The sequence below is a fragment of the Staphylococcus sp. HMSC070D05 genome, assembly GCF_001815595.1.
Classification (GTDB): Bacteria; Bacillota; Bacilli; order Staphylococcales; family Staphylococcaceae; genus Staphylococcus; species Staphylococcus hominis.
Genome location: NZ_KV821157.1, coordinates 65,649 through 77,655 on the forward strand (window position 1 = coordinate 65,649; position 12,007 = coordinate 77,655).

12 protein-coding genes are annotated in these 12,007 nt (G+C 32.4%); all 12 read right to left on the minus strand.

What is annotated here, in order from left to right; translation table 11 throughout:
* Positions 1-11 precede the first annotated feature (11 nt).
* The 12 genes from rseP to trmFO all read right to left on the minus strand — a co-directional run bounded on the left by rseP (position 12) and on the right by trmFO (position 11,996).
* On the minus strand, positions 12-1,298 hold the full coding sequence (gene rseP / locus HMPREF3046_RS09745; protein WP_070719161.1) for an RIP metalloprotease RseP: 1,287 nt from the start codon (positions 1,296-1,298) through the stop codon (positions 12-14).
* A gap of 205 nt (positions 1,299-1,503) precedes the next feature.
* Positions 1,504-2,286: a phosphatidate cytidylyltransferase gene (locus HMPREF3046_RS09750; protein WP_070719162.1), complete on the minus strand. Its 783-nt coding sequence runs from the start codon at positions 2,284-2,286 to the stop codon at positions 1,504-1,506.
* A gap of 3 nt (positions 2,287-2,289) precedes the next feature.
* On the minus strand, positions 2,290-3,060 hold the full coding sequence (locus HMPREF3046_RS09755) for an isoprenyl transferase (RefSeq protein WP_070719164.1): 771 nt from the start codon (positions 3,058-3,060) through the stop codon (positions 2,290-2,292).
* Between the two features lie 185 nt (positions 3,061-3,245).
* The gene (gene frr, locus HMPREF3046_RS09760) at positions 3,246-3,800 is read right to left on the minus strand and encodes a ribosome recycling factor (protein WP_070719167.1); all 555 of its coding nucleotides are present in this window, start codon (positions 3,798-3,800) and stop codon (positions 3,246-3,248) included.
* A 16-nt stretch (positions 3,801-3,816) separates the two neighbouring features.
* Entirely contained in the window at positions 3,817-4,539 is a 723-nt protein-coding gene (gene pyrH / locus HMPREF3046_RS09765; protein WP_017174602.1) for a UMP kinase, read from the minus strand.
* Between the two features lie 138 nt (positions 4,540-4,677).
* Positions 4,678-5,556, minus strand: a complete 879-nt coding sequence (gene tsf, locus HMPREF3046_RS09770; protein WP_070719168.1) for a translation elongation factor Ts — start codon at positions 5,554-5,556, stop codon at positions 4,678-4,680.
* 173 nt (positions 5,557-5,729) lie between these two features.
* Entirely contained in the window at positions 5,730-6,518 is a 789-nt protein-coding gene (gene rpsB / locus HMPREF3046_RS09775) for a 30S ribosomal protein S2 (RefSeq protein ID WP_070719170.1), read from the minus strand.
* A gap of 328 nt (positions 6,519-6,846) precedes the next feature.
* A complete protein-coding gene (codY, locus tag HMPREF3046_RS09780; RefSeq protein ID WP_070719172.1) occupies positions 6,847-7,623 on the minus strand; it encodes a GTP-sensing pleiotropic transcriptional regulator CodY in 777 nt (258 codons plus the stop codon).
* 21 nt (positions 7,624-7,644) lie between these two features.
* Positions 7,645-9,045: an ATP-dependent protease ATPase subunit HslU gene (gene hslU / locus HMPREF3046_RS09785; protein WP_070719173.1), complete on the minus strand. Its 1,401-nt coding sequence runs from the start codon at positions 9,043-9,045 to the stop codon at positions 7,645-7,647.
* A gap of 66 nt (positions 9,046-9,111) precedes the next feature.
* The gene (gene hslV / locus HMPREF3046_RS09790; protein WP_002448739.1) at positions 9,112-9,657 is read right to left on the minus strand and encodes an ATP-dependent protease subunit HslV; all 546 of its coding nucleotides are present in this window, start codon (positions 9,655-9,657) and stop codon (positions 9,112-9,114) included.
* On the minus strand, positions 9,658-10,551 hold the full coding sequence (gene xerC, locus HMPREF3046_RS09795) for a tyrosine recombinase XerC (RefSeq protein WP_070719175.1): 894 nt from the start codon (positions 10,549-10,551) through the stop codon (positions 9,658-9,660). It abuts the gene before it with no gap.
* Between the two features lie 137 nt (positions 10,552-10,688).
* On the minus strand, positions 10,689-11,996 hold the full coding sequence (trmFO, locus tag HMPREF3046_RS09800) for an FADH(2)-oxidizing methylenetetrahydrofolate--tRNA-(uracil(54)-C(5))-methyltransferase TrmFO (protein ID WP_070719177.1): 1,308 nt from the start codon (positions 11,994-11,996) through the stop codon (positions 10,689-10,691).
* Positions 11,997-12,007 lie beyond the last annotated feature (11 nt).

Consider the following 12,007-nt stretch of genomic DNA (forward strand, 5'->3'; position numbering starts at 1 on the left):
ATCCTCCTAAATTATAAGAAATAACGTTGTATATCATTCCAAGTGACTAAGACCATAATAATCACTACAAATATAGCTCCAACAGCAATAATTGCAGTCTCAGCTCTTTTGTTTACTGGTCTTCTAAATATCGCTTCATAAATAACAAATAAAATTCTACCACCATCTAAAGCTGGAATAGGTAATAAGTTCATAATTCCTAAGTTAACACTCAGCAATGCCGTATAGTAAGTTAATGCAATAATACCTTGTTTTACTACAGAATCTACATTGTGATAAATACCAACTGGACCATTTAACATGTCAAAAGTAAAGCCACCTGTAAAAATACTTCCAATCATTGTTCCAACTGCTTTAAAAATAAGTACACTTGCATCTAAAAATTGTTGTACGCCTAATGCTAATGGCTTAAATAGTGAATGTTCATTTGCGGGTTGAAAACCTAATACATAAGAAGTTTTAGAATTTAATTTTGTCTGTTTAATCACTTGTTTTTTAGGTGTAACTTCTAGTGATTTGGTATGACCATCTCGTACAATTTTAATTGTAGTTTGATGGTCTTTCGTTTTATTAAGTGCACTTTGAATATCACTAAAATCGTTAATTTTATAGTGCCCAACTTGAACAATTTTATCTCCAGGTTTTAATCCAGCTTCTTGTGCTGGGTAATGGTCTGCTAATTGTTTTACTGTAGGTGTAGGCGTACCTTGATAATAAGCTAAGCCAATAAACAGTACGAGAGCTAAAATAAAGTTAAATAATGGGCCCGCAAATAAAGTTAAAAACTTAGGTAATGGCTTTTTATGTGTAAATTGACGATGCCTTGGAGCAATTTGAATTAAACTACCATTTTCAACAAAGTAAGCTTTTTTAGCAATATTAAAATGGTGTCTTTCATTATCATATGCTGTAATACCTTCAATATATAAATCATCTTTAAAATCACATCGTTTAACTTCAATCGCTTCAATTTTTTGAAATTTATGTTGATCATCTAAAATAACATGTGTAATTTCATCTTGTTCATTTAGTTTTATTTTAACATTCATTCCTGGCTGAACTGGTGGTTCTTCTAATCCATCTCCTGCCATTCTTACATATCCACCAACTGGAAGTAAACGTATTGTATATAACGTTTCATCTTTACGGAAACTGAAAATTTTGGGTCCCATTCCAATCGCAAATTCTGGACACATAATACCTGCACGTTTTGCAAAAAACATATGTCCATATTCATGTACTGTAACAAGTACACCAAATACGATAATAAATGAGACGATTGTGATTAAATAACTCACTTACAACACCTCAATTAATTTTAATATTTAAATTATCTAGATTATACGATTTTAAATTTTATAATAATTCCTAGTATAAAAAAACAGTTTTAAAAAAAGAGCTATAAAGTACACGATTGTATAATATTAATCAAATGTGAACTCAATAACTCCTCAATTATATCATTATATGCTTTTCATAAATAAATAAAACGCTAATTTTTTATTACATTTGTAGTAATAGAATGTTTAACAGTGGTAAAACAAACATAAAGCTATCAAATCTATCTAAAATACCGCCATGTCCTGGCAAGATTCTGCCTGAATCTTTAACACCAAAATGACGTTTAAAACCAGATTCTACTAAGTCACCTAATTGACCAAATACACTTAAAATAATTGTAATTAATAATAACAGCCAAATATTCAGATGAAAATCTACAAAAGACATCATTACAAGTGGAACAATTAAACTACAAATGAGTCCTCCAATAAAACCTTCAATCGTTTTGTTTGGACTAATAACTGGCCATAGTTTGTGTTTTCCCATTAATCGTCCAAATATATATGCACCAGTATCTGTTAACCATACAATCAAAAATGCAAACAGTATATAATGTAAACCATAAGAACGTGTAGCGTAAAAATACATAAATCCTATTCCAACGTATGCTACAGACATTAAACAAAATGCAGCGTCCATAAAGCTAAATCTATTTTTCGAAAGTACAGTATAACTTAATAGTATGAAGCTCATTGCAATTAAACTTTTTAATTGAACATCACTCACCCAATCTCCGGCAGACTGAGGAAGCATAATAATGATTAGCGCTACAGCACTGAAAATACCTGGAATTGATAAAAATTTAATCATATTCATATTTAACAATTCTTTTAAAGCAATTAGCGCCAACAAATAAGCAAAAAGCATTAAAATAGTTCCACCTTTTAATAATATAGGTAGAAAAATAAGCAATGCTATAATCGCGGTCAATGTTCTTACTTTCATAATTTACTCCTCACTTAATCCTCCAAAACGTCTTTGGCGAGATTGATATATTTTTATACATTGTTTTAATTCTTCACCATCAAAGTCTGGCCATAACTTCTCATTAAAAATAAATTCACTGTACGAAGCCTGCCAAATTAAGAAGTTACTAAGGCGTTGTTCTCCAGATGTACGTATTAATAAATCTGGATCTGGATATGGATAGGTCATTAAATGTTTGGAAATCATCAATTCATCAATATCGTCACTGTTTTGACCATTACGTTGAAGTTCATCATAAATTGATTTCATACTTTGAACAAGTTCAGCTCGTCCACCATAATTAATGGCAAATACTAATTTCAACCCTGTATTATTTTTGGTTTTTTCTTTAGCATAATTAATCGCCTCAATTGTTGATTGGGGCACTGCATCTAAAAAACCAATAGTTTCTATCTTAACATTTTTCTCTATAAGTTCTGGTAGAAATGTTTTTAAAAAATTAACAGGTAAATTCATGATATAATTAACTTCACTTTCAGGTCTTGACCAATTTTCCGTTGAAAAAGCGTATAAAGTTAAATATTTAACACCTAAATAACTTGCTTCACGTGTCACTTTTTTTATGGTTTGCATACCTTCATAGTGACCTTTAATTCTAGGCATTTTACGCTTTTTTGCCCAACGACCATTTCCGTCCATGATAATTGCTATATGTTCAGGTAAATTATGTATATCTAAATCATCATTTTGATTGATTTTAGTCTTATTTCTTTTTATTAGCTTTCTAAACATGGTCTTTCCTCCGAGCCTGATCATTTCTGTTATATTATATAGGTTATTTAAGAAATCATCTATCATTTTATCATACTAAATAATGGCATTGAATAAGCAAATTAAAAAACTGTACCAAAGTCTGACTTGGCACAGTTTAGACTAAAACAATTTATAATCTTGTCATAGAAGAGTATGATGAAATATTAAACAGACATAATATCTTTTTCTTTTTCATCAATTAAATTATCAATTTCTTTAATTGAATTATCTGTTACTTTTTGAACATCTTCTGTTTGGCTTCTTAAATCATCTTCAGTAATGTCTCCATTTTTTTCGTCCTTTTTCAATTGATCATTGATATCACGACGAATATTACGGATTGAAACTTTTGAATCTTCACCGATTTTTTTAACATTTTTAACTAATTCTTTACGACGTTCTTCAGTTAAAGCAGGAACAGTGATACGAATAACTTCACCATCACTAGTAGGGTTCACACCTAGATTAGCAGCAATAATCGCTTTTTCAATATCAGCTACAGATGTTTTATCGTATGGAGAAATGACAAGTAAGCGTGCTTCAGGCACATTTATACTCGCTAATTGTTGAACTGGTGTTGGTGCACCATAATAATCAACATTGACTCCATTTAATAAATTAGAATTCGCTCTACCTGCACTAATATTAGCTAATTCACGTGATAAATTTTCAATTGATTTTTTCATTCTAGATTTTGTATCTTGAATTATCTCACTCATACATTTACACCTCTAATTATTTAGTAATTAATGTACCAATTTTTTCGCCCATAACGGCACGTTTAATATTGCCTTCTTCCATGATAGAGAATACATTTAATGGAATGTTATTATCCATACAGAATGAAGAAGCAGTTGAATCCATAACTTGTAGGCCTTCTTGTAACATTTGAATATGTGTTAGATGATCATATTTCACAGCATTTTTATCAATTTTTGGATCGGCAGAATACACACCATCAACATTATTTTTACCCATTAAAATGACATCGGCCTCTACTTCAGCTGCACGTAATGCTGCAGTTGTGTCAGTAGAGAAATACGGATTACCAATACCAGCTGCAAAAATAACTACGCGTTTTTTCTCTAAATGTCTAATTGCACGACGACGAATATAAGGCTCAGCAACCTGTTTCATTTCAATTGAAGTTAATACTCGTGTATCACAATCTAATTGCTCTAAACTATCTTGTAATGCCAATGCATTCATTACAGTAGCAAGCATACCCATATAATCAGCTGTACCACGGTCCATGCCTAAATCGCTACCTGTTTTACCTCTCCAAATATTACCGCCACCAACGATAACCGCTATTTCACAATCCATTTTAGCTACTTCAGCGACTTGTTTTGCCACACTTTTAATGATGATAGGATTGATACCAAAACCTTTTTCACCTGCAAGTGCTTCACCACTAAGTTTCAGTACTACACGTTTATATTTAGAAGTCTGCGCCATTATTTTTTCCTCTCTATGATTAATGATATGTAATATATACAAGTAAAGAAGACACTAACGGTCTTCTATAATAAAAGAATCTTATTATATAGAATTCCTTAAAGGTGTCTTCTTTCTTGTTAGAATAATGTGAACAAATTATTTCATCTGACCTTTAACTTCATCAGCAAAGTTTTCTTCGCGTTTTTCCATACCTTCGCCTACTTCATAACGTACGAAGTCAGCTAATTTACCGCCTTTAGATTTTAAGAAAGCTTCAACTGTTTGATCTGGATCTTTAACAAAGTTTTGGTCAACTGCACAAATTTCTTGAAGATATTTACGTAAACGACCTTCAACCATTTTTTCAACGATTTTTTCAGGTTTACCTTCATTTAATGCTTGTTGTTTTAATACTTCTCTTTCGTGATTAATTTCTTCATCACTTACTTGATCTGAAGAAACATATTTAGGGTTAATTGCAGCGATATGCATTGCTACATCTTTAGCAGCTTCTTCATCAGTAGAACCTTCAACTACAGTTAATACACCGATACGTCCACCCATGTGTAAGTATGCACCAAAAGCATCGTTATCAGTTTTAGTTCTAATTGCAAAACGACGAATGCTTAATTTTTCACCGATAGTTGAGATAGCTTCTTTCATTCTTTCATCAACTGTTTGACCACTTGATAATTTAGTTTCTAATAAAGCGTCTACTGTTTCAGCTTTACTTTCAAGGATTTGATTAGCAATTTCTTTAACTAATTCTTGGAATCCTTCGTTACGAGCAACGAAGTCAGTTTCAGAGTTAATTTCTACGATTGCTGCTTCATTACCTTTTACTTCTACATGTACTAAACCTTCAGCAGCGATACGATCAGCTTTTTTAGCTGCTTTAGCGATACCTTTTTCACGCAAGTAGTCAATCGCTTTATCGATATCTCCATCAGTTTCAGTTAGCGCTTTTTTACAATCCATCATACCAGCGCCAGTTCTTTCACGTAATTCTTTAACAAGTTTTGCTGAAATTGCCATTAATTATTCCTCCAATATGTCTAATTGTAATAATAGATGATACTTAAATATTACCATTAAAGGTACCATTATTTCCAATACTCTATTACGATTTATTAATAATTTTTTAAATTAATCTTATTTTAAAAAAAGGGCGATAAGCATTACATCTTATCACCCATTTAAACTATATCTTAGTTTGATTCAACAGTAGTATTTTCTTCAGTTGATTCTGCTTCTTGAGTTTCTTCTTTTTCATCTAAATCGATGTTTTGTTCTGCAGCTACTTCATCGTTAGAAATACCTTGTTGACCTTCTAAGACAGCGTCAGCCATTTTACCAGTTAATAATTTAACGGCACGAATAGCATCATCATTCGCTGGGATAACGTAATCAATTTCATCTGGATCACAGTTAGTGTCAACGATACCAACGATAGGGATATTTAATTTACGTGCTTCAGCAATCGCGTTACGCTCTTTACGAGGATCAACTACGAATAATGCTTGTGGCATAGATTTCATATCACGAATACCGCCTAAAAATTTAATTAAACGGTCGTATTCTTTTTTAAGTTCAACAACTTCTTTTTTAGGTAAAACGTCAAATAAACCGTCTTCTTCCATTTTTTCAATTTCAGAAATACGTTTAATACGTTTAGAGATTGTTTTATAGTTAGTTAAAATTCCACCTAACCATCTTTGGTTAACGTAGAATTGACCAGCACGTTCTGCTTCAGCTTTTACTGATTCTTGTGCTTGTTTTTTAGTACCTACGAATAAGACTTTACCGCCTTCTTCAGATACTTGTTTTAAGAAGTTATAAGCTTCTTCAACTTTTTTAACTGTTTTTTGTAAATCAATGATATAAATACCATTTCTTTCAGTGAAAATATATTTTTTCATTTTTGGGTTCCAACGGCGTGTTTGGTGACCGAAGTGAACACCGGCTTCAAGTAATTGTTTCATTGAAATTACTGCCATATTAAATTCCTCCTATTGGTTAATTACCTCCATAGTAAACTAATATAAAGACAATACTAAAGACTGCACCTTTTATATTTGCATTCACTACGTGTGTATTGGCTTTATAGCCGTCAATAATATTATCACATCTACAATAATTACGCAACATTTTTTAATTATCTAAACGATAAAAAAAGTGTGGCAGAATTTATTTTGAATTTGTCGCCCCTTGTTGGCCTCTGATAGAATTGAAGAATTTTGATACGCGTTCAATTTAATCATGGACTGTCAATATATAAAAATTGCCTAAGACAATTCGTTTTGTCCTAGGCTCTGTAAAAATGATTTATTCACTTCGATTAAGTTCATCTAAGAATTTTTCTTTTTTAACTTTGATAAATGTCCCCTTCATGCCAAGCGATCGTGACTCTATCACTCCAGCACTTTCTAATTTACGTAACGCGTTTACAATTACAGAACGAGTAATACCTACTCTATCTGCTACTTTAGATGCAATTAATAGCCCTTCATTACCACCAAGTTCTTCAAAAATATGTTCAATTGCTTCTTTTTCAGAATAAGATAATGAATTAATTGCCATTGTAATAGCTGCTTTATCACGGGCTTCTTTCTCAACTTCATTATGTTTCTCACGTAAAATTTCCATACCAATAACAGTAGCAGCGTATTCTCCAAGTACTAAATCATTTTCGTTAAAGTCATCTTTTACTCTTCCTAAAATCAGTGTACCTAAACGTTCGCCTCCACCTAAAATTGGGAAGATAGTTGTTTTACTATCAATAAATACTTCTCTATGTTCTGGAGGGAATACTGTCAATTCTGAATCAATATCAATATTTGCTTCAGTTTGTTGAACTTTCATAAGTAAATCAGTATATTCACTTGGAATATGTTTACTTTCAGTCAACATATTACTGATTCGTTCACTCTTTAAAAGTTCATTTAAACTTGAACCTAAAATTTTACCTCGTCGAGAAACGATGAAGACATTTGTAACAGTTACACTACTAATAGTTTGGGCAACATCTTTAAAGTCTACCGCAATGCCTTTATGTTTTTGTAATAACGTATTTAATTCTCTAGTTTTAGATAATAAGCTCATAAAATTTCTCCTTTATTTATATTATAAAATAAATGCACTTAAATCTTTGTTTGTTGAAATAGATTTCAACTTATCATCAACATACTGTGGTGTTATATCTACTACTGCATTTGGCATATTTGGTGCTTCAAAAGATAAATCCTCTAGCATTTTTTCTAAAATAGTGTGTAATCGACGCGCACCAATATTGTCTGTATCTTGATTCACTTGATATGCCATTTCAGCTAATCGTGTTATCGCTTCATCAGAGAAGTTGACAGTAACTTCTTCAGTTTTTAATAGTGCTTCATACTGCTTGATAAGAGATAACTTAGGTTCTGTCAATATTCTATAGAAATCGTTGACAGTTAAACTTTCAAGTTCAACTCGAATTGGAAAACGCCCTTGTAACTCAGGAATCAAGTCACTTGGTTTAGAAACGTGGAAAGCGCCAGCCCCAATAAATAGCATGTGCTCAGTATTTACAGTACCATACTTAGTTTGAATCATGCTACCTTCAAGAATTGGTAATATATCTCTTTGAACACCTTGTCTTGATACATCTTGACCACTATTAGAATTGTTCGTAGCGACTTTATCAATCTCATCGATAAAGATAATTCCCATTTGTTCTGCTAATTCTAAAGCTTCTTGATTAGCAGTTTCTTGATCAATTAATTCATCTGCAAAATCATCAGTAATAATTTTACGTGCTGTTTTTACTGGTACTTCTCTTTCTACTTTTCGCTTAGGCATCAATTGATTCATCATATCTTGCATTTGTTGATTTTGACTCGTGCCTAACATTCCTAATGCCCCAGGGTCTTGTTCAACTTTGATTCTAACTTTTTCTTCTTCTAGCTTACCTGCTAAAAGTTGTTGTCTTATTTCTGAACGTTTTGTTTTGATTTCTTCTGTAGGTGCTTCTTCTTCCTCGTCATTTTGATTAAAATTAGGAATAGCACCACCTAAAAGAGATTCAAGTGGATTGTTATTTTGAGCTGCTTTTTTCTTCATACTAGGAACAAGCAGTTTCACTAATTTCTCGTTAGCTTTTTGTATTGCTTCATCTTTAACTAATGCTTTCTTTTGCTCTTTTACGAGTCTTACTGACACATCCACTAAGTCTCTAACCATACTTTCTACATCACGTCCGACATATCCAACTTCAGTAAATTTTGTAGCTTCCACTTTAATGAATGGCGCACCTACGATTTTTGCCATACGGCGCGCAATCTCTGTTTTACCTACACCTGTTGGACCAATCATTAAAATATTTTTGGGTGCGATTTCTTGTTTAGCTTCTTCATCAAGAAGACTTCTTCTGTATCTATTTCTTAACGCGATTGCTACTTTGCGTTTTGCATCTTCTTGACCTACAATATATTCGTCCAATTTAGATACGATATCTTTAGGTGTTAATTTTATACCGTTTGCATCCATTTACTATTACCTCCACCTTAATGTATGTCCACATCAATTCATTTCCGTTTTGTTTATATATGTTATTTATAAAGTCTCAACAATAATATTATCATTTGTAAATACACAAATATCTGAAGCAACTTTTAAGCTTTCGTATGCCATTTCTTTCGCAGTCATGTGAGAAGCATGACGTTTAAGTGCTCTTCCTGCACTTAATGCATAGTTTCCTCCTGAACCAATAGCGATTAAATCATCGTCAGGCGCAATGACTTCACCTGTACCACTTACCACTAAAATACCATCTTTGTCCATTACGATAAGCATGGCTTCCAGTTGACGTAATTGCTTATCTCCACGCCATTCTTGAGCAAGTTCTACAGCAGCACGTTCTAAATTACCGCTAAATTGTTGTAATTTAGTTTCAAATTTTTCAAATAATGTAAATGCATCGGCTACGCTTCCTGCAAATCCTGCTAACACTTTACCTTCGTATAAGCGTCTTACTTTTCTAGCTGTTTGCTTCATAATTACTTGTTCACCAAGTGTAACTTGGCCGTCTCCAGCCATTGCCGCTTCTCCATTGTGTCTTACAGCATATATCGTTGTAGCATGTAATGATGTCTTACTCATTTATTTACTCTCCTTTTTTGCTCGAGGATGTGCATTTAAATACACTTTACGCAATTGTTGATTAGATACATGTGTATACTTACCAGTTGTAGAAAGGTTAACGTGTCCTAATAAAGATTGAACTGTTCTTAGGTCTGCACCTTGATTCAACAGATGTGTAGCAAATGTATGTCTTAATTTATGAGGATGAATTTCTGTTATACCTGCTGTACGTTTTACTACATCATTGAGAAGATATCTAACACCTCTCTCAGTAATTGGATCACCTTGCATATTAACAATTAAATAAGGGTGACTTTTACTTTTAAGTGGCTTAAATTCTTCTAAATATTGTTCAATACTTTGTCTGCAAAATTCTCCAAAAGGTACAAATCGTTCTTTATTTCCTTTACCCAATACTTTTACTCCTGGTAAATGCATATCTAAATCTGTGAGCTTTATATTCACAAGTTCTGAAACACGAATACCTGTAGCATATAGTAATTCAATTACTACTCTATCTCTTAATCCTTTTTTTACATCACTAGAAACAGTATTAAATAATGCTTCCATCTCTTCTTCATAAAAAAACTGAGGAAGATATTGCTCTTTCTTAGGATGCACAAGTTGTATAAAAGGATTATTTACGGATGTGTCTTGAGTCATCCAAAACTCATAAAATGTTCTTAATGTTGATATTTTTCTTGATACAGTAGTACGTTTCAAATTATTGGAATATAAATAACTTAAATAATTTCTTGCATCTTTATATTCAAACGTTCTTAAATTTAATAGTTCCTGTTCTAAAAACTGATTGAATTGAATTAAATCGTCATGATACGCTTTTAATGTATGGTCGGAGAAATTTCGTTCAACTTTAAGCATATTCAAAAATTTCTTTTGGATTTCTTCCACTAAAAATCCCCTCCATCATATGCATTGTAGCATATAAACTGAGGGGGACTAAAATAATTAGCTATAGAATTCAAAATCTTTTGAGAATTTATGAATAACTTAAAAATTTCTTCAAAATATTTTATTATAATTTAAATCTACAACGTTTTTTTGAAATTTTCTAGATAGTCTAGAGCACGATACGCTTGTACTTCATAACGTTCTTTTTTATCTTTAATGCGGCGATCAAGTGAAGGTAATAAACCAAAGTTAGCATTCATTGGTTGGAAGTTTTTTTCGTTTTTAGCATGAGAAATATAATAAGCCATACTACCTATCATTGTTTCTCTTGGGAAAATCACTTCCCCTTTTCCAAGTAACTTATGTGCTAAATTGATACCTGCTACAAGTCCACTTGCTGCACTTTCAACATATCCTTCTACACCTGTCATTTGTCCTGCAAATTGAATTCTATCATTATGAATTAATTCATACTTTTCATTTAAAACATCAGGTGAATTAATGAAGGTATTTCTATGCATCACACCATATCTAACAATATCAACATTTTCTAAACCTGGAATTAATTGAATGACTTCTTTTTGAGCGCCCCATTTTAAATGTGTTTGGAAGCCGACAATATTATAAAGCGTACCAGCCGCGTCATCTTGACGTAATTGCACTACTGCATATGGACGTTTACCAGTTTTAGGATCTTCTAATCCTACAGGTTTCATTGGACCAAATAGTAATGTTTTGCGACCTCTACCAGCCATCACTTCAAATGGCATACATCCTTCAAAATATTTTTCTTTTTCAAATTCATTTACAGGTGCAACTTCAGCTTCTAATACCGCATCATAAAATCGATTGAATTCTTCTTCAGTCATAGGGCAGTTTAAATATGCTGCTTCACCTTTATCATAGCGTGATTTTAAATAGACTTTATCCATATCAATTGAATCTTTTTCAATGATTGGAGCTGCTGCATCGTAGAAATATAGTTGATCTTTACCTGTAATTTCTACAATTTCTTTAGCTAAATTTTCAGTTGTTAACGGTCCTGTTGCAATGATTGTATGTCCTTCTGGGATACTGTGAATTTCTTTATTCAAAACAGTTACATTAGGATGATTTTTCAATGTATCTGTAATATAACCAGCAAAGTCATGTCTATCTACTGCTAATGCACCACCAGCTGGAACTCTAGCTTTATCCGCTGCTGCGATGATTAATGAATCTAAACGTCGCATTTCTTCTTTAAGCACACCTACACCATTTGTTAATGCGTTACCACGTAGTGAATTAGAACATACTAACTCAGCAAATTTATCTGTATGATGGGCAGGCGTTTGTTTAACAGGACGCATTTCGATTAAATTCACTTTAATACCACGTTCTGCTAATTGATAAGCTGCTTCTGAACCAGCTAATCCTGCGCCTATAACATTAACAGTTTGACTCATATACATTCTCC